Raw genomic sequence first — 21,759 nt, forward strand, 5'->3', positions numbered from 1 at the left:
GGGATTCCTTACGTCTGTGTACCAAACCAAGCGATTGCTTGGTAAGTTAGCACACAAGCGGAGCCGACAAGCCCGAGCAGAGTGCATTAGGAGACAAATATGAGTGGATTGGTCGACGGACGCGTAGTCATCATCACCGGGGCTGGCCGCGGTATCGGACGTGCGCATGCATTGGCATTTGCTGCCGAGGGCGCCAAGGTCGTCGTCAACGACATCGGTGCGGGTGCCGACGGTTCCGCGACCGGTGAGAGTCCGGCCGAGCAGGTTGTCGCGGAGATCATCGCCGCCGGTGGCCAAGCAGTGGTCAACGGAGACGACGTCGCCGACTGGGCGGGCGCCGAGAATCTGATCAAGACCGCGATCGACACCTTCGGTGGCCTGGACGTACTCGTGAACAACGCAGGCTTCCTGCGGGACCGCATGCTGGTCGGTATGAGCGAAGGCGAGTGGGACGCGGTGATTCGCGTGCACCTCAAGGGGCACTTCGCGCCGCTCCGTCACGCAGCTGCCTACTGGCGCGCCGAGGCCAAGGCAGGCAAGACCGTCGACGCACGCATCATCAACACCAGTTCGGGTGCAGGACTGCAGGGTTCGATCGGCCAGGGCAACTACGCCGCGGCCAAGGCCGGCATCGCCGAGATGACCATCCAGGCCGCCGCCGAGCTCAAGAATTACGGAGTCAGTGTCAACGCGATCGCGCCTGCTGCGCGCACACGCATGACTGTCGGCGCGGGCGGGGCGATGGCAGAAGCGATGGCAGCTCCGGAAGAGGGCTTCGACGCCATGGCTCCCGAGAACATCTCGCCGCTGGTCGTCTGGCTCGGTAGCGCCGAGTCCAAGGACGTCACGGGCCGGGTGTTCGAGGTAGAGGGCGGAAAGATCACCGTCGCGGAGGGCTGGCGTCACGGCCCGAGCGAGGACAAGGGAGATCGCTGGGACCCGAAGGAGATCGGGCCCGTCGTGGCAACGCTGTTGGAGAAGGCGGAGATTCCGACGCCGGTGTACGGGGCGTAGGGCCTCCGGCCCTGTGAGTGGTTAAGGAGTGCAGGGACTCCTCAACCACTCACAGGCGGCGTGCCGCCTACGCGGGCGCCCGAACCACCAACACGGTGCCGGGGAACTCAGCTGCGAGTTCGCGCCGCGAATGTTTCACGCAGGCGGTGCCGTAGCCCTTCTTGCGAGATTCCGGCGCGATCCAGATCGCCACGTTCACCTCTTGGCCGTCGAGTTCGCCGAATACCAGGCCGACGCTCTTCGGGCCGTCACCGGAGACGTCCTCGGCGACGAACCAGGCAGCGCTCTCGTCGTCGATCCGACCGAGACCGCCGACGCGCTCGGCTTCGATCCGATCCTCGCTCCACGGCTTGCCGTCTTCGCCGAGCTGCTCGGCCGAGCGAATCGTGAACAGTGCCTTGTCTTCTGCGCTGTCGCTGAACGGACGCAGGGTGAAGTTCTGCCCGCTGCTCGCGGGACGATCGAGCGTCGTCCATTCGAGAGTGGCGTCGAGATTCTCCAGCTCGCCCTGGATGCGATCGCGCGCTGCCTTGGTCAGTGCGCTGAACTTGAGGCTCAGAACTGCTTCGGCATTTGCTTCCGACGTGCCGAGGAGTTCCGCGACGGTGGTCAGTGCCTCCTGGTGGTCCTTGCTGTCGACCACTGCGTCCAGCACCTCGTGGCGACGCTCCAGCGCACGCACGAGGGCTGAGGTGATCTCGCGTCGGTCCAGGATTTGATCTTGAATATGCGTCGTCATATATGCGACTCCTTGCTGTGTTCGAGGCTCTGTCGAAACGCCGTGCGGACCGTACGAGTCAATAGTGCTCCAACTCGCCGGTTATGGCACGCGTTCAGCCTCCGGTGCGGCGAACGAGCCGTTCGTAGCGCTGGCGGGCGGCTTGAGTGCTTCCGAGTCCCAGCCCGAAAGCGATGTCCTGCCAGGTCATGCCCCGTTCGCGGGCAATCCCGAGGAACAGTGCTTCCAGCTGTTCCATTTCGGCTCGGGCCTTGGGGATCAGAGTCAACGCGGCCATGACGTCGGCATCGTCGACCTCGGGTTCGTTCGGCTGCGGTGTGTCGGTGCCACCCGCAAGACGAGCCACGACGCGCACCGCGCCGTAGGGCTCGAGCATCTCCGGATGAGATTGCCGCGCGCGCTGGCTTGGGGTCGCGCCGTGGCGCTCGCTGATTCGAAAGAGTCCGGCGTACTCGCGATGTGCGCGTTCGCGGCCGGAATCGATCGGTCTGAACTGGTCATCGGTCATGAACCCAGGGTGGCACGAACCCGGGTCAATGTAAACGTTTTGTTGTAAACAGTTCGTTTAACTCTTCAGTGGCTCGCACACGATGACGGGAATGACCCGGTCGGTCCAGGCCTGATAGTTGTCGAAATCCGGATACATCGCCCTCAACATCGGCCACAGCCGAGCGCGCTCGTCCTCGGCCGCGACGCGGGCTTTCATCGAGCGGATCCGAGACTTGATCTGCACCGTCACCACCGGGTCTGCCTTGATGTTGAGGTACCACATCGGGTTCTTCGGAAGACCGCCTTGCGACGCCACCAGAATCACGTTCTCGCCGTCCTCGAGGAACAGCAGCGGGCTGATCCGCTCCTCGCCGGATTTGCGACCGGTGGTGGTCAGCAGGCAGATCGGCAGCCCGCGAGGGAACGCGCTGCCGACCCGCCACTTGCTACCCAGCCGCCCGTCGGTGGCGCGATACATCGCGACGTTCGCCTTCGACATCCACTTGATGATCTTGACCGTCGCCGGAGCGTCGAGTCCCTTGGGTTTGGCTGGGGGAGTAGTCATCTCAGATACGCTCGATGATGGTTCCGGTGGCCAGTGCGCCGCCGGCGCACATCGTGATCAGAGCCGTCGAGCCGTTGCGACGCTCGAGTTCGTGCAGTGCGGTGGTGATCAGGCGAGATCCCGTGCTGCCGACCGGATGGCCGAGAGCGAGCGCGCCGCCGTTGACATTGACGTTGTCGAAGTCAGGTTCGTGAACCTGAGCCCAGGACAGTGCGACGGATGCGAATGCTTCGTTGATCTCGAACAGATCGAGATCGCCGATCTTCATTCCGCTCTTCTCCAGGACACGGCTGGTTGCCTGCACCGGTCCGTCGAGGTGGAATTCCGGTTCCGAGCCGACCAGCGCCTGGGCGATGATGCGGGCTCGCGGCTTCAATCCGAGCGCGCGAGCCTTGTCCTCGTCCATGAGCAGGACTGCGGCCGCTCCGTCGGAGATCTGGGAAGACGTTCCGGCCGTGTGAATCCCGCCTTCGAGGACGGGCTTCAGTCGGGCAAGGGACTCCGCCGTCGTATCGCGCAGGCCCTGATCGCGATTGACGACCTTGGTCTCGCCCGTGAGGTTTCCTTCCTTGTCGACCTGGGGTGCCGAGAGTTCGAGAACCTCGCGGTCGAAACGTCCTTCCTCCCAAGCCTGCTTGGCCAGCGCCTGCGAGCGGACGCCGAGGGCTTCGACGTCGTCGCGGGTCAGTCCGCGTCGACGCGCGATGCGTTCTGCAGCTTCGAACTGGTTGGGCATGTCGATGTCCCACGTCGCGGGTCGGCGCGGTCCGGCCTGATCGCCGACGTTGGCGCCGAGGGGAACCTGGCTCATGGCTTCGATGCCGCAGGCGATACCGGCGTCGATGGCGCCGGTGGCGATCAGACCGGCGATCAGATGGTTCGCCTGCTGGGCCGAACCGCACTGGCAGTCCACGGTGGTTGCGCCGGTCTGCCACGGAAGTCCGGCGTGCAGCCAGGCCGTGCGCGTGATGTTGTTGGACTGAGCGCCGGCCTGGGTGACGCAGCCGCCGATCACCTGCTCGATCAGCAACGGGTCGATTCCCGACCGGTCGAGAACTCCCTTTTGTGCAGCTCCGAGGATCTCGGCGGCGTGCAGACCGGCGAGCCAACCTCCGCGCTTGCCGATCGGTGTACGGACAGCCTCGACGATTACTGGTGTGCCCACAGCGGGCTCCTTTCCTTGTAATGAAAAAGTAGAACAGGTTCTCTGCGGGAAGCAAGACCTGCCGACGTTTCCTTTCCTAGTAAGCAGGCTTGTGTTTCAATGAGAGTAGAACGTGTTACACATCACGGATCCCCATCACCCCTGTGATGAAAAGGCTTAGGGCAGGAGACATCAGTGGCACAGCCCGCATTCCCCGAGGGAATCGACTTCACGGACCCCGACATCTACGCGGAACGCATGCCGTTCGAGGAGTTCGCCGAACTCCGGAAGACGGCCCCCGTGTGGTGGAATCCGCAGCCTCCGGAAATCGGTGGATTCCAGGACGAGGGCTTCTGGGTGGTCACCCGTCATGAAGAGGTCAAGGAGGTCTCGCAGCGAAGCGACATCTTCTCGACCCACGAGAACACCGCGATTCCTCGCTTCGCCGACGACATCCCGCGCGAGAACGTCGAGATGCAGCGATTCATTCTCATCAACAAGGACGCTCCGGAGCACACCAAGCTGCGCAAGCTGGTATCTCGTGGATTCACCCCGCGCGCCATCAACAGCCTGCGCGAGGAACTGACCGAGCGTGCCGAAAAGATCGTCACGACCGCGGCTGCCGGCGGTGCCGGTGACTTCGTGGTTCAGGTCGCGTCCGAACTTCCGCTGCAGGCAATCGCCGAGCTTCTCGGTGTGCCGCAGGAAGATCGAATGAAGCTCTTCGACTGGTCCAACCAGATGACGTCGTACGACGATCCCGAGTTCGACATCGACCCGCAGGCAGCGTCGATGGAGATTCTGGGATACGCGTACCAGATGGCGGATCAGCGCAAGAAGTGTCCCGCCGATGACATCGTCACCAAGCTCATCGAAGCTGACATCGACGGAAATGAGCTCTCCCCAGAGGAATTCGGCTTCTTCGTGATCCTGCTTGCGGTCGCGGGTAACGAGACCACTCGCAATGCCATCACACACGGCATGGTTGCCTTCCTCGACAATCCCGACCAGTGGGAGCTGTACAAGAAGGAACGCCCCAAGACGGCGGCCGACGAGATCGTTCGTTGGGCGACCCCGGTGACTTCCTTCCAGCGCACCGCGCTCGAAGACACCGAACTCGGCGGACAGAAGATCAAGAAGGGCGATCGCGTCGTGATGATGTACGCGTCGGCCAACTTCGACGAGGACGTCTTCGAGAACCCGACGAAGTTCGACATCATGCGTGACCCCAATCCGCACCTCGGATTCGGCGGCACCGGTGCGCACTACTGCATCGGCGCCAACTTGGCCCGTCTGGAAATCGATCTGATCTTCAATGCGATCGCCGATCACCTACCCGACATCACCAGGCTCGGGGATCCCCGACGCCTTCGCTCGGGCTGGCTCAACGGCATCAAAGAGTTTCAGGTTGATTACAAGACATCGGGCTGCCCGGTCAAACACTGATCCGGACATATACTGACCTGGTAACCGGCGAGTAGGTTCTGTGTAGGTTTTCGGGAGTTGCCTCTGCACTCTCGAACACGCAGAACTACAGTAGACGTTCCGGGGAGCCACTTGTTGGCAACCTGGAACTGCGGCGGCGTCTGCGGGATCCCTCATCTCCCGTAGGCGCCGCCGTTTGTAGTTCGATCTCCAATTCAGCCGCCGTACGGTTTGGTGATGGCTTCCAGGAAATGTCCCGACGGGTCGAGGAAGTAGACCCCACGCCCACCGTCGTTGGTGTTGAAGCCGGTACTCGACTGGCGCGGATCGGCCCAGTGATCCAGTTTCAGCGCCTGTATCCGCTGGTAGATGCCGTCGAAGTCATCCTCGGAGACGAGGAAAGCATAGTGCTGAGACGCAACCTCGGCGCCTTCTTCCACCTGTGCGAAGTCCAACGTCACGCCGTGCTCGAGTTCAACGCCGAGAAAGTAGCCGGCTTCGACCGGGCCTGGAAGGCCGAACATGTGAGTGAAGAACCACGCAGACTCTTGTCGGTCTTTTGCGGCGATGATGGTGTGATTGAACGAAATGGTCATGAGTGACCCCTTGCGGTACGACGCCTCCATGCCTGACGCAGTCCGTCATCGACACGCGACGTTGGGAACCAGGAAACCATTTCGAGTTTCTCGGTGCAAGTACGACAGGCTGATTCGAATACGACGAGCGCGGCCCCGGTCGATGACCGGGGCCGCGCTCGTACTGTGGGTTCTCAGGCTTTGCGTGCCGTCTTCATTGCACGGTCCACTTCCCAGAATGCTCGAAGCGACGCGATCTTGCCGTCGTCGTTCACCCGGTAGACGAACACGCCCTCGGCGTCGATGATCGAGCCGCCGATGGTGGTTCGGATCTTGCCGATGTTGACGTTCTCGTTGCCGCACACCAGGGAATCGTCGATCAGAAATTCGAGCTTGTCCGCGTTCGCGATCGTCATGTCGTAGAACTTGGAGATCGCTTCGCGCCCGTGATGGCCTTTGCCTTCGGGATCGAAGCCCGAAGGCCCGACCGGATCTTCCACCCAACCGTCCTCGGCGAAGAGGTCCAGCCAGGCTTCCTTGTTCTTGCCACTCGCTGCGGCGCGCGAAGCGTTACCCGCGACGCGGGCGGGGTGTTCGTCGGTCATCGCGGCTCCTCAGTTGATGTACTGCTCGGCGAATTTGCGCATCGAATCCTGCTTTGCCTCCAGTGGGGCATCGAATCCGATTCCGTCGAAAACCCAAGGCACGGTAATGATGTCCGTGACGCCGGCATCTTCGAGCTCTGCGTAACCGTCCTTGCCGAAACGGTCGATGCACACCGTCTGGATTTCGAACGGCTCGTTCTCGCGGCCGTACTCGGCGCGCAGTTCGCGTAGTCGTGCGATCACACCCACCAGGTCGTCGAACTTGATCATCGCCGAGGTCCAACCGTCGCCGACTCGCGCAGCACGCTTGAGTGCGACCTCGGTGTGGCCGCCGACGTAGAACGGAACCGGCTTGGTGGGGGCCGGGCTCATCTGCAGGCGATCGAAATCGAAGAACTCACCGTGATACTCGACCATGCCGCCGCCGAGGATCAGTTTGAGGACGTCGATCATCTCGTCCACACGTGCGCCCCGACGCTTGTACGGAGCGCCGCACCACTCGAACTCTTCCGGAGCCCAACCGATTCCGACGCCGAAGCCGAAACGGTTGTTCGTCAATGCCGCCACCGAACCGACCTGCCGCGCGAGCAGGACGGGATTGCGGCTACCCAGCTTGAGCACCTGGGTGTAGAACTCGATCTTCTCGGTCACCGCGCCCATTGCAGCCGCGGCGATGAGCGGATCGACCCAGGGGGTCTCGGCATTCCACATCCGAGACCCGTCCGGGGTGTACGGGTAATCCGCCGCCTGCGTTTCCATGAAAAACAGTGAATCGGGGAGAGCGATCGACGAAAAGCCGCATTCCTCAGCAGTTTTGGCGATACCGGCTAACTGGTCCAAGGGGTTCATGGCAACCCCGACGGTGTACTTCATCTTCGGCCTCTTCCTGATCGGCGTGTGTGCTGCTGCTTACGTGGTGGGACGTTCGGAGCCGACGACCCACATCGAGAAGTACTGCGAGCCACCGCCGTAGGCATGGCCGAGCGCCTTGCGAGCATCGGCCACCTGGTGATCGCCGGCGCGGTGCATGACCTGCATCGCCGACTCGGCAAAACGGATCATGCCCGAGGCGCCGATCGGGTTGGAGGAGAGAACACCGCCCGAGGCATTGACCGGGAGCTTGCCGCCGATCGCGGTTTCACCCGCCTCGGTGAGCTTCCAGCCCTGGCCTTCCTCCGCGAAGCCGAGGTTCTCGAGCCACATCGGCTCGAACCACGAGAACGGGACATAGATTTCGGCGCAGTCGATCTCGTTGAGCGGATCGGTGATTCCCGCTGACTTCCACAGTGCTGCTGCAGCGTCACGGCCGGCTTGCGGATTGACCTGATCGCGTCCGGCATAGAAGGTCGGCTCGGTGCGCATGGCCGTCGCGTGGATCCACGCGACCGAACGACCCTCGGCCTCGACCTGTGCGGCCGCTTCCTCGTTGCCGATCACCAGAGCGCACGCGCCGTCCGAGGACGGGCAGGTCTCGTCGTATCGGATCGGATCCCAGAGCATCTGAGATGCCTGTACCGATTCGAGAGTGATGTCCGGCTGCCGCAAGTGCGCATACGGATTGAGGCTGCCGTTGAGCCGATCCTTCACCGCGACGAGGTAGCCGATGTGCTCCGGTGCGCCCGATCGACGAATGTACGAACGGACGTGCGGGGCGAAGTATCCACCGGCACCGGCGCCGACCGGCATGTTGAACGGAACCGGTACGGACAGCGCCCACATGGCGTTCGACTCGGACTGCTTCTCCCAGGAAACCGTCAGAACCCGCTTGTGGACACCGGATTTGACCAGGCTGGAGGCGACGATAGCCGTCGAACCGCCCACCGATCCGGCAGTGTGAACACGCAGCAACGGCTTTCCGTTTGCGCCCAGAGCATCCGACATGGCGAGTTCGGGCATCATCGAACCCTCGAACAAATCGGGGGCCTTTCCGATGACGACGGCGTCGATGTCGTCCCAGCCGACGTTGGCGTCGAGCATCGCGGCGTCGATGGCTTCACGGACCAAGCCCGCCATCGAGACATCGTGACGCTTTGCGACGTAGTGAGTTTGGCCGGTGCCGAGCACGGCCGCGAGTTGAGGCGTTCCGGCCATCAGTTCCGTCCCTCCAAGACTGCTACCAGATTCTGCTGCAGCACAGGGCCGCTTGTTGCATGGGCCAGAGCGCGATTCGCCTGGCCGTCGAAGATTGCCTTGGCGGCGTGGCCGATTCGTTCCAGACCACCGGCGAACAGTGGGTTGCCGCTGAGCGGACCGCCGGACGGGTTGATCGTGGTGGCGTCGGTCAGGCCGATCGCTTCCTTCAAGATCAATTCCTGGTGAGTGAACGGTGCGTGCAGTTCGGCGACGTCGATGTTGCCGACCTCGCCGCCCGTTGCCGCCTTGGCTGCCGACGTAGTAGACGGTGAGGTGGTCAGGTCACGTGCACCCAGGTTGGGGGAGTCGATGCGATGCTCGAGTCCGGTGATCCACGCCGGCCGCTCGCAGAGATCGCGGGCGCGGTTACCCGAGGCCAGGACGATTGCTGCCGCGCCGTCGGTGATGGGCGCACAATCGTGTGCGCGCAACGGATCTGCGAGGAAGGGGCTGGCGAGAAGGGCCTCGATGTCGACCTCGCCTGCGAGCTGAGCCTTCGGATTGCTCAGCGCGTGACGACGGCTACGAGCGGCAACCTCCGCCATGTCCTCGTGCGTCCACTTACCCGCGTCGAGTCCGAGTCGGGCTTGAAGTCCGGCGATCGAGACGGAGTCCGGCCACAGCGGAGTGACGAGGTACGGATCGAGCTGCATGGACAGGATCTTGCGCAGGTGCCCGGCGGAGGACTTGCCGAATCCGTACACCAGCGCGGTCTCGACCTCACCGGTCAAGATCTTGATCCACGCTTCGTAGAAGGCCCACGCAGCGTCCATCTCGACGTGAGATTCGTTGATCGGCGGGACCGCTCCGATGGAGTCGATGGCCGAGATGAAGGAGAACGCTCGTCCGGCCAGGTAGTCGGAAGATCCGGAGCACCAGAAGCCGATGTCTGACTTGGTGATTCCCAGATCGCTGTAGAGCTGCTGGAAGCACGGGACGAGCATCTCGACGCCGTTGGTGGTGCCGTTGGTTTCGCGGACGTGGGGTGCCTGAGCAAAGCCCACGACTGCGATGTCTGCAGAAGTCATTTCAGGAGCCTCACAGGTGGTGTTGGAAGGTGGAGTACTCGGCGTCGGGTTCACCTGTCGGCCGGAAGTATTCGATGTTCTCGAGGGTGTAACCCCACTCTTCGCGAGGCTTCCACTTGGCTTCGACGCGCATGCCCATGCGTACGTCCGCGGCATCACATTCGAGAATCAAGTGCAGGAACGGAATGTCAGCCCCGTCGAGAAGCACGTAGGCGGCCACGTAGGGCGGTTTGATTCGCTGCCCGAGGAACGGGACGTTGACGATGCAGAAGGTGGTGACAATTCCCTTGTCCGGCAGTTCGATCTGCTCGCTCGTCGGCTTCCCGTTGGTGGGATTCGCGCCGCGCGGTGGGATGTAGATCTTGTCTTCGGGTCCGCTGCGACCACCGATGAGCTTGCCTTCTGCGAGACCGCGGAGGTAGAAACTCTCCTCGGCCGAAGCGGAATGCATGAAGTGCAGGTCGACAGGCGTCGTGATCATGGTGACAGGATCGGCGCTGGAATCGACTGTCGCGATTCCATTTTCGCTCTCACCTGGTTCGAAGCACTCGATGTCCTTGATCTGCCCGATCCGCTCCGACGCCCAGCGAGCACGAACCCGCAGGCCGGTGCTGATGTCGTCGGGGGAGTCGACGTCGACTGCGTGGAGCATGGACGTGTCCGCGCCGTCGAGCTTGATCAGGGCCCACGCGAAAGGCTTCGTCAGGGGTTGACCCTCGATGGGTTCGGGCATCCACGTCCAACTCACGACCGTTCCGCCGTCGGAGACTCCGACGAAGTCGGTCAGTGGCTCGGCCGTGTCCGGATCGAATTCCGGTGGCGGCACGAAGACACGACCGTTCGACCCGCGTGCGCCGATCACCTTGCGATCACGCAGGGCAGTCACGAACGCGCCGATGGTCGGTCCCGTCGATCTGGTGTAGTCGAAATGGAGATTCAATGGTGCGCTCAGGGGCTTGTCGGCCACCCCGCTCTTTCCGATGGTCACAAGATCGAGTAGAACAGGTTCTAGAGATTGTGGCAAGAGTCACTTCTGATCACCGGCAATGTGGAGGCCTGCGATGAAGCTTGGGTTGCAACTCGGATACTGGGGCGCACAGCCGCCGGCAAACGCCCCGGAACTGATCGAGGCCGCGGAAGGCGCCGGATTCGACGCGGTCTTCGCGGCGGAGTCGTGGGGCTCGGACGCTTTCACCCCGCTCGCCTGGTGGGGATCGCGCACCGAGAACGTCCGTCTCGGGACCTCCGTCGTACAGATTTCGGCGCGAACACCGACCAGCTGTGCCATGCACGCGCTCACTCTCGATCACCTCAACGGTGGGCGAACGATCCTCGGGCTCGGCGTATCCGGACCGCAGGTCGTCGAAGGTTGGTACGGCCAGCCGTTCGAGAAGCCGCTCGCGCGCACCCGCGAATACGTCTCGATCGTGCGCCAGGTCCTCGCCCGTGAAGCGCCCGTCACCAGTCCCGGTCCCCACTACCCTCTGCCGTATGCGGGACCGGGCAGTTCGGGACTTGGCAAGCCGCTCAAGCCCATTACGCACCCGCTGCGTGCGGACATCCCGATCTGGCTCGGCGCCGAAGGGCCGAAGAACGTCGCGCTCGCCGGTGAAATCGCCGACGGCTGGCTGGCGATCTACTACACCCCGCGCCTGGCCCCGATGTACAACAAGTGGCTCGACGAAGGCTTCGCTCGCGCCGGGGCCCGTCGTAGTCGCGAAGATTTCGAGGTGGCCGCCACGTGCCAGGTCATCGTGACTGACGATCGCGCCGCTGCCATCGCCGCTCTCAAGCCGATGACCGCCCTCTACGTCGGCGGAATGGGCGCCCCGGAGTTGAACTTTCACGCGCAGGTCTACAAGCGGATGGGCTACGAGAAGGAGGTCGACGAGATCGGTCGCCTCTTCATGTCGGGCCGCAAGGACGAAGCTGCTGCCGTCGTCCCCGACGAGATGGTCACCGAGACCATGATCATCGGCAACGTCGACGAGGTGCGCGCAGACGTGAAGCGTTGGGAGGAAGCCGGAGTCACGATGCTGCTGGTGACCTGCCGCGACGCCGACCATGTGCGAGAGCTCGCGGCCGCGGTGGGTGGTTGAGCGGGGCACCCCCCATTTTCGAGCGGTACCCCCCTTTTTCTTCGAGCGAACGGCACGTTCAGCGCATCTGAGGCGCTGAACGTACCTTTCGCTCGCCCAAAGTTATCCACAGGCGCACCGAAACCCCAGTTCGCCGCCGGGGCCCGCGCTGATGCTCGAGTCATGCTGCAACCATGCGGCGAGGAACGTGGGGCGATGATCTGGACGCGATTTACCGCGTCAGTCGAAGCGGAGTGATCCGAACGGCGGAGTTGGCGCGATTGGGCGTGTCCAACTCCGCAGTGCACACCCGGTGTCGGGTAGGTGGACCGTGGCAGCGCATATTGCCGGGGGTCATTCTGCTCAGAAACGGTCAACCGACGCCACGTCAACGCTCGATCGCTGCGCTCATGTTGAGCGGTGACGATTCCCTGCTGACCGGGCGATCAGCCATGTCGGAGTACGGATATCGAACGCACTCGGGGGATGTGCAGGTGCTCATCCCCATCGACCGTCGAGTTCAATCGGTTGGGTTCGTCACGGTGGAGCGCACTGTTCGACTGCCCGAGCCGGAGATTCGGAACGGTCTGCGCTGTGCTCCGCTGCCGCGAGCGTTACTCGACGCTGCGAGGCGGTACAAGGCGCTCGATCCCACACGGGCACTCATCGCTGAGGCTGTTCAGCGCGGCGATGTCTCGGTGCGCGAACTTGCGAAGGAACTCGAAGCGGGTAGCAGTCGGGGTTCCGCGCTACCTCGGGTCGTGTTGCGCGAAGTGAACGCGAACGTCCACTCGGTTCCGGAGGTTCACGCGCGAAAATTGTGGCAGCGGAGCGGGCTGCCGGAAATGTTGTTCAACCATGAGATCCGGGATGCCAACGGGGACTTCATCGCAGTTCCGGACGGATGGATCGATTCGGTTGCCTTCGCGTGGGACATCGACTCCTTGGAATGGCATGCCGCGCCGACGGACTACAAGCGCACGGTGGAGCGTCGGACGCGTATGCAGAATGCGGGAATCATCGTGTTGCCGACGGTGCCCAGTGCACTGCGAACGGACCCTGATCGCGTGATCGAGGACCTGCGTGCGCACTACAGATTGGCGCAGTCACGTCTCCGGCCGCAGGTGTTCGCGAGGTCGAGATGGGTGAAATTGGACGAAACCGGCTGAGCGAAAGTGCCTTTCGGCACACTGAAGGCGCCGAAAGGTACGTTCGCTCGAAAAGGGGGTGGGTGGGACCGAGAGCGGACAGGAAAGGGGGCTCAGGCGGGGGTCGGTCAGACGGGGGTGGCTCAGACAGGGGTGGGTCAGACGCCCTTGAACTGGGGCGCCCGCTTCTCACCGAAGGCTCGCGGGCCCTCCTTGGCGTCGGCGCTCATGAACACCTTCATGCCCAGCTGTGCGTCGATCTGGAAGGCCTCTTCCTCGTGCATGCCCTCGGTGTCGCGGATGGTCTTGAGAATCGCCTGCACGGCGAGAGGGCCGTTTGCACTGATCAGGTCCGCGAGCTCCAGCGCCTTGTCGAGGGCCTGGCCGTCCGGGACCACGTGGCCGATGAGCCCGATCTCCTTGGCCTCCGGAGCCTTGATGTGACGACCTGTGAGCAGGATGTCCGCCGCGATCGTGTACGGAATCTGTCGCACCAGACGCACTGCGGAACCGCCGAGCGGGAAGAGCCCCCACTTGGCTTCGGAGACGCCGAACTTGGCGCTCTCACCCGCGACGCGGATGTCGGTGCCCTGCAGGATTTCGGTTCCGCCGGCGATGGCTGCACCCTCGACCGCAGCGATCAGCGGCTTGGTCAACCGACGGCCCTTGAGGAGGCCTTCGATCTTGGACATGTCGACGCCACCGCCCGCGAAGGAATCTCCCGGCGGCTTGGCGGACATGTTCTTGAGGTCGGCGCCGGCGCAGAAGTCGCCGCCCGCACCGGTGAGGATGGCGACACGGATTTCGGGGTCGTTGTCGACCTGATCCCAGGCGTCGACCATGATCGCCATCATCTCGCCGGTGATGGCGTTCTTACGCTCGGGGCGATTCATGGTCACGATGAGAACGTGGCCACGCTTCTCCACGAGGCAATGCGGCGCGGTTTCCGAAATGTCTGATTTTTCGGTCGTCGAAGTGGACACTGATGGCTCCTGGCGGGTCTGTGAGCTGGCTCTCAAATTGGGTCTTGCCAGAAACGGTAACACGTTCTACTTTGAACTCGTGGCCCTTAACATCGCAGACTTCGTAGAGCACGCAATCGACCTCGTTCCGGACCGCGTTGCGCTGGTCTCGGACAACCGCGAGATGACTTATGCACAGTTGGAGGACCGAGCAAACCGCCTCGGCCACTACCTGCGTGAACATGGCGTTCAGCCGGGTGACAAGGTCGGCATCTACTGCCGGAACGTCATCGAGGCGATCGAGGCCATGGTCGCGGTTTTCAAGATCCGGGCCGTGATGGTCAACATCAACTACCGGTACGTCGAGAACGAGTTGCAGTACATCTTCGACAACTCCGACATGGTTGCGCTCATTCACGAGCGCCGCTACTCGGACAAGGTCGCGAACGTCCTGCCGAACACTCCCAAGGTCAAGTCCGTCATCGTGGTCGAGGACGGCACCGATCTGGACTTCAGTGCTTTCGGCATCGGCTACGAGGACGCACTCGCGCAGAGTTCGGGTGAGCGTGATTTCGAAGAGCGCAGCAACGACGACATCTTCATGCTCTACACCGGCGGCACCACCGGAAGTCCCAAGGGCGTCATGTGGCGTCACGAGGACTGGTGGCGTGTTCTCGGCGGAGGCATCAACTTCGTCACCGGAGTTCCGGTCGAGGACGAGTACGAGATGGCGAAGGTCGGCGCCGCCAACCCGAGCATGATCCGCTACCCGATCCCCCCGATGATTCACGGCGGTTCGCAGTCGGCGGTATTCCACAGCCTCTTCGGCGGCGGAACCTGTTTGATGCACCCGGAATTCGACGCCCACGAGGTGTGGCAGAACATCGACAAGCACAAGGTCAACCTGATCTTCATCACGGGTGACGCGATGGGCCGTCCGATGCTCGACGCACTCATCGCCGGAAACCCGGAGACCGGTGAGCCGTACGATCTTTCGACGCTCTACGTGATGGCCAGCAGTGCTGCACTCTTCTCGCCGAGTATCCAGGAGCAGTTCCTCGAACTGTTGCCCAACCGCCTGCTGACGGACTCCATCGGAGCATCCGAGACCGGCTTCGGTGGACTCGCCGTGCTGAGCAAGGGCCAGAAGCACACTGGCGGTCCGACGGTCAAGATCGACGCCTCCACAACGGTTCTCGACGACGACGGCAACGAGGTCGAACCCGGATCGGGCAAGCGCGGCATGCTCGCTCGCAAGGGCAACATCCCGCTCGGCTACTACAAGGACGAGGTCAAGACCGCCGAAACCTTCCGCACCATCAACGGCGTTCGCTACTCGATCCCCGGCGACTATGCGCAGGTCGAAGCCGACGGCACGGTCACGATGCTCGGCCGCGGTTCGGTGTCGATCAACAGCGGCGGCGAGAAGGTGTACCCGGAAGAGGTCGAAGGCGCTTTGAAGGCGCACCCGGACATCTTCGACGTCCTGGTGGTCGGTATCCCCGACGAGCGCTTCGGTCAGCGCGTTGCCGCAGTGGTCCAGGTACGCGAAGGCACGTCGCCGACGCTGCACGACATCGCCACCGCAGCACGCAAAGAGATTGCCGGATACAAGGTTCCGCGCAGCGTGTGGTTCGTGGACCAGATCAAGCGCAACCCGGCAGGCAAGCCCGACTACCGCTGGGCGAAGGCCGAAACGGAATCGCGCGAGGCCGATGATCACAACGGAAACGGCGCTCCTGTGGCGTCCGCAAACGAAAGCGTGGAAGCCTGATGCGTTCGGATCTCGCCGACAAGTTCGGCATCGAATACCCGATTTTCGGATTCACTCCTTCCGAGCACGTCGCGGCCGCGATCAGCCGCGCGGGAGGTCTGGGCGTGCTCGGTTGCGTCCGGTTCAACGACCCGGAAGAGCTCGAAGCCGCACTGACGTGGATGGACGAGAACACCGACGGTAAGCCGTACGGCGTCGACATCGTCATGCCGGCCAAGGTGCCGACAGAGGGCGGCGCCGTCGATCTCGACAAGCTGATTCCGGAGGAGCACCGCGCCTTCGTCAACCGCACGCTCGACGAGCTCGGTGTGCCGCCGCTTTCCGACGACGTCGAGCATGCGACCGGCGTATTGGGATGGCTTCACTCGGTGGCGCGGTCTCACGTCGATGTTGCTCTGGGACACCGGATCGCGTTGATTGCGAATGCATTGGGATCACCGCCGAAGGACGTCATCGATCAGGCGCACGAGAAGGGCGTACCGGTAGCAGCGCTGGCCGGCGCCGTCGAGCATGCACGTCGTCACGTCGAGAACGGTGTCGACATCGTGATCGCGCAGGGCTACGAGGCAGGCGGTCACACCGGCGAAATTGCGTCGATGGTTCTCGTTCCGGAAATCGTTGATGCACTGGGTGATTCAGCTGCTGTGCTGGCTGCCGGGGGTATCGGCAGCGGCCGTCAGGTGGCTGCCGCACTTGCACTCGGTGCGTCCGGAGTGTGGATGGGCTCGTACTGGCTCACCACGTCCGAATACAAACTCGGCAGTGCATCGGGCGATGGCCCGTCCGCTATTCAGCGTGCACTGTTGGGCGCGACGTCGGCCGACACCGTTCGTTCGCGCATCTACTCGGGTAAGCCCGCTCGGTTGCTCAAGACCAAGTGGACGGAAGCCTGGTCGAACCCGGGAGCACCGGCGCCCTTGCCGATGCCGCTGCAGAACCTTCTGGTCAGCGACGCTCATCAGAGAATCGCTGCATCGGAGAACCCGGAAGTTGTGGCAATGCCCGTCGGTCAGATCGTGGGACGGATGAACGAGATCCGCCCGGTCGCCGAGGTCATGGCAGAGCTGGTGTCCGGGTTCGAGGACGCGCGAACCCGGCTGGATTCGATGAAGTAGTAGATGACACGTGCGTGTGCCCTCGGCCGAGTTTCGGCCGAGGGCACACGTCGTTTCAGCCGGCGAGGTCGTCCGGTCCGACGGTGTCCGACAACCATTCTCCGCGGCTGAGGGCGCCGTCGTCGCGGCGGCGTGCGATCACGAAAATGACCAGGGCGGCAGCGAGGACAACTGCGAGAACGCGCGAAGGCGTCAGGTTCGGGTTCTTCATACCCGTAATTTTGCCGGAAGAACGGGCGCGATGGTGAGACAGCGGAGCAAAATCACGTGTTTCGAAATTACTGCGCTTCCGACGCATGGAGACTGGCGATCCGCTCGCGCAGGCCACCGAAGTGCACATCGAGAGTGTGCGCCGCCTCGACTGCATCACCCGTACGGATCGCGTCGAGAATCGCACGGTGCTTCGACGCGATGTCGATCAGCGGCGTATCCGAATGCCCGATGGCCTGCTGGATCTCGCTGTACACCTGCCAGAAGACGTCCATCAACTGAGCGAGGACCTGGTTGTCCAGCGGGGAGTACAGGCGGGAGTGGAAGGTCGCGTCGATGTCGGAGAAGTTCTTCCCGGCAGCGGCACGGACCTCCATGCCGGTGACGAGTTCGTCGAGGTCGGCGTGGTCGGCCGACGTCATCTCGGCCATCGCCGCACCGATCAGTCCGGTCTCGAGTGCCTGACGAATGTCGACCAGTTCCATCGCCTCGTGCCCGGTGCCCTGCAAGGACAACCGGCCACGGAAGGTCAGGCCGTCGGCGAGAGCGTCGAAGTTGCTAGGGGCGACGAACATTCCGAAGCCGTGACGGATCTCGACGACGCCCAAGGCCTGCAGAACCTTGAGCGCCTCCCGGAGCGTGTTTCGGCCGATACCCAATTCCTCGGACAGTTCGGCCTCGGTGGGCATCGGGTCGCCGGGGGAGAGCCTGCGTTCGAGGATCAAGTTCATGATGTCCGTCTGAAGTGCGCGCATGCGGTTTTGCGCGCTGAAACGAGCGCCCTGTGTGCCACTCCGGACAGACATCGATTCCCCTTTTCTGATACGAACGTCCTTCATCCTATGTCCGGTCATCCGCTCCATTGGTCAACCCACGTCAACGGTGCGTTGCAGGAGGCTGGGCGCCGCACCCAGCAGTTTGGCCGTGTACGCATCCGACGGGTTGTCGAATACTTCCTGGGCCGTTCCCTGCTCGACGATCCGCCCGGCGTTCATGACGACGATGGTGTCGGAGACGTACCGCACCGTCTGTATGTCGTGCGAGATGAACACCATGCCGAGCCCCAACCGAGCCTTGATGTCGCTGAGCAGATTCAGGATCTGCGCTCGCACCGAGACGTCGAGCGCCGACGTCGGCTCGTCGGCCACGATGACGTCAGGTTCGAGCGCGAGTGCACGCGCGATCGCGACACGTTGCCGCTGACCGCCGGAGATCTGGCTCGGGATGACTTCGAGCGCAGATTGGGGGAGTCCGACCAAACCGACCAGCTCGCAAACTCGGGCGGTCCGGCTCGCGCGGTTGCCGATGCCGTGGACGTCGAGTGGATCGGTGAGGATGTCGGCCACCGTCATTCGGGGATTGAGCGCGGTAGCCGGATCCTGGAAGACGATCGAAATCGCCCGGCCGAACTCCTTGCGCACGCCGGCCGACCGGGTCAGAGCGCTTCGGCCGCGAAAGACCACGTCGCCCGACGTCGGTTTCTGCAGTCCGACCATGACTTTGGCCAGAGTGGACTTGCCACAACCCGACTCGCCCACGATGCCGATCGTCGTCCCTCGTCGTACGTCGATACTGACATCGTTGACCGCGTGAACTGTGCCCGGTTTGAACAGTGATCCCGAACGGGTCTTGTGGACGACGTGAATGTTCTTCAGTTCCAGGATGGGTGCTTCAGCTGTAGTCATCGCACGCTCTCCAATTCCGATTCTGTACGTACGGGAGTCGCGGACTGGTCGGCGAACCAATGCTCGGTCCCGTCGACCCGGACCATCTCCGGCTTTCGGAGGGGGTCGGAGTCCGGGCGAGTGGAACGCTCGGCGAAACGGTCACCCGGCGCGAAGTTTCCGGGCGAGGGAACAGTTCCCTGAATCTGATGCAGTCGCGGCGCTTCGTCCTCGATCGAGAGAACGGCACCGAGAAGGCCCTGGGTGTATTCGTGGCGGGGATCGACGAGCAGATCACTCGTGGGCGCCGACTCGACGACCTGACCGGCGTACATCACCGTGATCTTGTGAGCGAGTGAAGCAACGAGTGCAAGATCGTGGCTCACGAAAACCATGGCAAACCCCAGCTTTTCCCGAAGATCGTTGAGCAAGTCCACGACCTGGGCCTGGACGGTGACGTCGAGAGCGGTGGTGGGCTCGTCCGCGACGATCAACCGCGGACTGCGGGTGAGCGACATGGCGATCAGAACGCGCTGACGCTGACCACCGGAAAGCTCGTGTGGGTAGCTGGAGAGAGTGCGCACCGGATCGAGTCCGACGAGTTCGAGCAGTTCCTCGGCTGTGCGGGTACCGCCGCGCTTGGTGAGCTGCTTGAACTGCGCGCGGATCAGCATCGCCGGATTCAGTGAACTCAGCGCGTCCTGGTAGATCATGGCCATGTCGTGCCCGCGCAGCTTGTTTCGCTCTCGGTTGTTCAGCTCGAGGACGTTGACTCCGTCGAACAGGATCTCGCCGGTCACCACTGCCGTCTTGGGTAGCAGACCCATGATCGCCAGCGACGTGAGCGATTTTCCGCAACCGGACTCGCCGACGAGTGCCATCGTCTCGTTCGGGCGGACGGTGAAGCTCACGTTGTCGACGATCGCGGTGTCTCCGTAGCGTTCCGGGAACCGGATCGTGAGATTGCGGACCTCGAGGAGTGGCGCGGCATCGCCCTCGTACACAAGACGATCGGAGCGGGACCGCTCGGTTTCCGCCAGGATCTTCAGGTGCGTTTCGAGAGGAGTCGGCTCGGCGGCCGGCTCGAGAACATCTTTCACGACGCTCGGATCGGCGAAGTCGTCTATCAACCCCGGAGTGTCGGTGACCGATGCGGCTTCGTCCTCCAGAATGAGCTCGTTGGAGGTCTCCTCCGCTGCAGCGGTCTGCGCTGCTTGGAGCGCGGAGGGCGTCTTCTTGGTCTTCTTCAGACTCGGATCGGCCATCGCGTCCGTCAGGCCCTCGGCGAGCACGTTGAGGGAGAGCACCGTCAGCAGAATGAGCAGGCCGGGGAACACCGTTGCCCACCAACCACCGAGGAGGACCATGTTCTTGCCGTCGGCGATCACCGATCCCCACGACGGGTCCGGGGGACGCACACCGGCGCCGATGAACGACAGGCTGGCTTCCAGCACGATGGCGTCGGCGACCATGACAGTGCAGAAGACGAGAACGGGCGCAGCACAGTTGGCTACGACGTGCTTGACGACGATGTGTGAAGTTCTTGCGCCGATGACCTTTTCGGCCGCGACGTAGTCCTCGCCGTACTGAGCGAGAACGTTTGCGCGAACGACGCGAGCCACCATCGGTGTGTAGAGGAACGCGATAGTGACGATCAGAACCGGGATCGAACCACCGAAGGCCGCGACGAGTACGGCAGCGAGCGCAATGCCCGGGAACGCCATGACCACGTCGAGCACACGCATGATGGTCTCGTCGACGCCTTTTCGGCTCGTTGCGGCCACCGATCCGATGAGAGCGCCGGCGCACAGTGCGAGGAAGGTGGAACCGAGACCGATGGTCAGCGACCAGCGTCCGCCGTAGAGCAAGCGGCTGAACAGATCTCGACCGAGACTGTCCTGACCGAACCAGTGCTCGGCGCTGGGGCCCGCGGTACCCACCGCCTGTTCGAGCGGGGTGTACTGCGTGATCAGCGGCGCGAAGAGGCAGGCGAGCACGATGATCGCGAGAACCGCCATCGACAGCCAGGCCGAGAGGGGGAAGCGAGAAAAGGTGATGCCGGGTCGCGAAAGCTTCTCGGTGAGTTTTCTTCTCATCATGCTGCGCTCCGAAGTCGTGGATTGACAAGCAGGTAGAGGATGTCGACGGCGAGGTTGACGACGACGAAGCCGACCGCGATGACGATGACAACACCCTGAACGACTGCGGGGTCACCGTTGGTGACGCCGTTGATCATGAGCTGACCCATGCCGGGCAGGCCGAAGATCTGCTCGATGACCACAGCGCCACCGAGGAGGTAACCGACACGGAGGCCCAGGACGGTGAGCGGGTTGATCAGCGCGTTACGCAACACATTCCGTCCGATCACCACGTGATAGGGCAGGCCGCTGCCGATCGCGGTCCGGACGTAGTCCTTGTCCAACTCCTCGACCATCGACGTGCGGATGATGCGCGTGAGTTGTGCTGCGACGGGCAGTGACAGGGACAGCGCCGGGAGCGCCATGTACCAGAGCCAGTCGCTGACGGAGTCGCTCGGATTGACGTAGCCACCGGTAGGGAACCATCCGAGTTGGACAGCAAGGTACTGAATCATCAGCAGTGCCAACCAGAATGACGGTGCCGCCACACCGCCGAGGGAGATCACTCGGATGACCTGATCCGGCCAACGATCGCGGAACAGTGCGCTGGTGACGCCGAAGATCAGCGAGAGCACGATGGCGATCACCAGTCCGAGAACCGTGAGCTGAATGGTCAGTGGCAGAGCGGTGGAGATCGAATCCAACACCGGGGTACCGGAAATCAGACTGTCACCCATGTTGCCGCTGACCAGATCGGTCACGAAGTGAACGTATTGCAGCGGAAGCGGATCGAGCAGTCCGTTCTCTTCCTTGAACTGCTGCAACTGTTCCGCAGTCGGGTTGCCACCGTTGAACGCCGCGGTTGCGGGATCGGTGGGCGCGAACTGCATCACGATGAAGACGAACGCGATGATGCCGAGGATCAGGGGGATCAGTATCAGTAATCGCCTGATCAGCATGGGGAGGACTCTTGCCATCGGGGGATCTCTCAGTTGTGGGAAACGGCCGAGCGG

Annotated in this window: 22 protein-coding genes; 6 read left to right on the plus strand and 16 right to left on the minus strand. The window is 62.9% G+C overall.

What is annotated here, in order from left to right:
- Window positions 1–99: 99 nt before the first annotated feature.
- Complete coding sequence (locus tag KTR60_RS04520; RefSeq protein WP_003945561.1) at window positions 100–1,014, plus strand: SDR family oxidoreductase; 915 nt, start codon at window positions 100–102, stop codon at window positions 1,012–1,014.
- Window positions 1,015–1,081: 67 nt separating this feature from the next.
- Here KTR60_RS04520 and KTR60_RS04525 read toward each other — a convergent pair whose 3' ends face one another.
- From KTR60_RS04525 to KTR60_RS04540, 4 genes are all read right to left on the minus strand, one after another.
- Window positions 1,082–1,753 (minus strand): GNAT family N-acetyltransferase, encoded by a 672-nt coding sequence (locus tag KTR60_RS04525; RefSeq protein WP_003945460.1) that lies wholly within the window; start codon window positions 1,751–1,753, stop codon window positions 1,082–1,084.
- Between the two features lie 94 nt (window positions 1,754–1,847).
- A complete protein-coding gene (locus KTR60_RS04530; RefSeq protein WP_007734258.1) occupies window positions 1,848–2,261 on the minus strand; it encodes a hypothetical protein in 414 nt (137 codons plus the stop codon).
- A gap of 57 nt (window positions 2,262–2,318) precedes the next feature.
- Window positions 2,319–2,807 (minus strand): nitroreductase family deazaflavin-dependent oxidoreductase, encoded by a 489-nt coding sequence (locus tag KTR60_RS04535; protein ID WP_050655745.1) that lies wholly within the window; start codon window positions 2,805–2,807, stop codon window positions 2,319–2,321.
- 1 nt (window position 2,808) lies between these two features.
- Window positions 2,809–3,972: a steroid 3-ketoacyl-CoA thiolase gene (locus KTR60_RS04540; protein WP_003945509.1), complete on the minus strand. Its 1,164-nt coding sequence runs from the start codon at window positions 3,970–3,972 to the stop codon at window positions 2,809–2,811.
- A 174-nt stretch (window positions 3,973–4,146) separates the two neighbouring features.
- On the opposite strand from KTR60_RS04540, the gene KTR60_RS04545 reads away from it, so the two are divergent.
- Entirely contained in the window at window positions 4,147–5,397 is a 1,251-nt protein-coding gene (locus KTR60_RS04545) for a cytochrome P450 (protein ID WP_007734267.1), read from the plus strand.
- Window positions 5,398–5,591: 194 nt separating this feature from the next.
- Here the strand turns inward: KTR60_RS04545 and KTR60_RS04550 are convergent, their stop codons facing one another.
- The 6 genes from KTR60_RS04550 to KTR60_RS04575 form a co-directional block, all read right to left on the minus strand.
- On the minus strand, window positions 5,592–5,972 hold the full coding sequence (locus KTR60_RS04550) for a VOC family protein (RefSeq protein WP_020906296.1): 381 nt from the start codon (window positions 5,970–5,972) through the stop codon (window positions 5,592–5,594).
- A gap of 173 nt (window positions 5,973–6,145) precedes the next feature.
- Window positions 6,146–6,556, minus strand: a complete 411-nt coding sequence (locus tag KTR60_RS04555) for a nuclear transport factor 2 family protein (RefSeq protein WP_007734269.1) — start codon at window positions 6,554–6,556, stop codon at window positions 6,146–6,148.
- 9 nt (window positions 6,557–6,565) lie between these two features.
- Window positions 6,566–7,429, minus strand: coding sequence for a TIGR03619 family F420-dependent LLM class oxidoreductase (locus tag KTR60_RS04560; protein ID WP_019746978.1), 864 nt, complete (start codon window positions 7,427–7,429; stop codon window positions 6,566–6,568).
- Window positions 7,430–7,465: 36 nt separating this feature from the next.
- Window positions 7,466–8,647 carry a thiolase domain-containing protein gene (locus KTR60_RS04565; RefSeq protein WP_007734272.1) on the minus strand — a complete coding sequence of 394 codons (1,182 nt, stop codon included), beginning with the start codon at window positions 8,645–8,647 and terminating at the stop codon, window positions 7,466–7,468.
- On the minus strand, window positions 8,647–9,717 hold the full coding sequence (locus KTR60_RS04570) for a thiolase domain-containing protein (RefSeq protein WP_007734273.1): 1,071 nt from the start codon (window positions 9,715–9,717) through the stop codon (window positions 8,647–8,649). Before KTR60_RS04570 ends, KTR60_RS04565 begins: the two co-directional genes overlap by 1 nt.
- 10 nt (window positions 9,718–9,727) lie before the next feature.
- Window positions 9,728–10,705 carry a Zn-ribbon domain-containing OB-fold protein gene (locus tag KTR60_RS04575; protein WP_019746979.1) on the minus strand — a complete coding sequence of 326 codons (978 nt, stop codon included), beginning with the start codon at window positions 10,703–10,705 and terminating at the stop codon, window positions 9,728–9,730.
- A 73-nt stretch (window positions 10,706–10,778) separates the two neighbouring features.
- Here KTR60_RS04575 and KTR60_RS04580 point away from each other — a divergent pair, with 73 nt between their 5' ends.
- Both KTR60_RS04580 and KTR60_RS04585 read left to right on the plus strand, forming a co-directional pair.
- Window positions 10,779–11,816 (plus strand): LLM class F420-dependent oxidoreductase, encoded by a 1,038-nt coding sequence (locus KTR60_RS04580; RefSeq protein WP_019746980.1) that lies wholly within the window; start codon window positions 10,779–10,781, stop codon window positions 11,814–11,816.
- Window positions 11,817–11,989: 173 nt separating this feature from the next.
- Window positions 11,990–12,964, plus strand: coding sequence for a hypothetical protein (locus KTR60_RS04585; protein ID WP_228401894.1), 975 nt, complete (start codon window positions 11,990–11,992; stop codon window positions 12,962–12,964).
- A 137-nt stretch (window positions 12,965–13,101) separates the two neighbouring features.
- Here KTR60_RS04585 and KTR60_RS04590 read toward each other — a convergent pair whose 3' ends face one another.
- On the minus strand, window positions 13,102–13,926 hold the full coding sequence (locus KTR60_RS04590) for a crotonase/enoyl-CoA hydratase family protein (RefSeq protein WP_007734275.1): 825 nt from the start codon (window positions 13,924–13,926) through the stop codon (window positions 13,102–13,104).
- 79 nt (window positions 13,927–14,005) lie between these two features.
- On the opposite strand from KTR60_RS04590, the gene KTR60_RS04595 reads away from it, so the two are divergent.
- Both KTR60_RS04595 and KTR60_RS04600 read left to right on the plus strand, forming a co-directional pair.
- Entirely contained in the window at window positions 14,006–15,679 is a 1,674-nt protein-coding gene (locus KTR60_RS04595) for an acyl-CoA synthetase (protein WP_039973409.1), read from the plus strand.
- Complete coding sequence (locus KTR60_RS04600) at window positions 15,679–16,794, plus strand: NAD(P)H-dependent flavin oxidoreductase (protein ID WP_007734277.1); 1,116 nt, start codon at window positions 15,679–15,681, stop codon at window positions 16,792–16,794. The genes KTR60_RS04595 and KTR60_RS04600 overlap by 1 nt, the downstream gene beginning before the upstream one ends.
- A gap of 55 nt (window positions 16,795–16,849) precedes the next feature.
- Here KTR60_RS04600 and KTR60_RS04605 read toward each other — a convergent pair whose 3' ends face one another.
- The 5 genes from KTR60_RS04605 to KTR60_RS04625 all read right to left on the minus strand — a co-directional run bounded on the left by KTR60_RS04605 (window position 16,850) and on the right by KTR60_RS04625 (window position 21,723).
- Window positions 16,850–17,005: a hypothetical protein gene (locus tag KTR60_RS04605; protein ID WP_003945810.1), complete on the minus strand. Its 156-nt coding sequence runs from the start codon at window positions 17,003–17,005 to the stop codon at window positions 16,850–16,852.
- A 67-nt stretch (window positions 17,006–17,072) separates the two neighbouring features.
- Window positions 17,073–17,810: a FadR/GntR family transcriptional regulator gene (locus tag KTR60_RS04610; protein ID WP_007734278.1), complete on the minus strand. Its 738-nt coding sequence runs from the start codon at window positions 17,808–17,810 to the stop codon at window positions 17,073–17,075.
- Window positions 17,811–17,870: 60 nt separating this feature from the next.
- Complete coding sequence (locus tag KTR60_RS04615) at window positions 17,871–18,689, minus strand: ABC transporter ATP-binding protein (protein WP_007734279.1); 819 nt, start codon at window positions 18,687–18,689, stop codon at window positions 17,871–17,873.
- The gene (locus KTR60_RS04620; protein WP_039973385.1) at window positions 18,686–20,764 is read right to left on the minus strand and encodes a dipeptide/oligopeptide/nickel ABC transporter permease/ATP-binding protein; all 2,079 of its coding nucleotides are present in this window, start codon (window positions 20,762–20,764) and stop codon (window positions 18,686–18,688) included. The genes KTR60_RS04615 and KTR60_RS04620 overlap by 4 nt, the downstream gene beginning before the upstream one ends.
- Window positions 20,764–21,723 carry an ABC transporter permease gene (locus KTR60_RS04625; protein WP_003945671.1) on the minus strand — a complete coding sequence of 320 codons (960 nt, stop codon included), beginning with the start codon at window positions 21,721–21,723 and terminating at the stop codon, window positions 20,764–20,766. The genes KTR60_RS04620 and KTR60_RS04625 overlap by 1 nt, the downstream gene beginning before the upstream one ends.
- Window positions 21,724–21,759: the final 36 nt, after the last annotated feature.

The organism is Rhodococcus sp. C1, from assembly GCF_020809065.1.
Classification (GTDB): Bacteria; Actinomycetota; Actinomycetes; order Mycobacteriales; family Mycobacteriaceae; genus Rhodococcus_F; species Rhodococcus_F qingshengii.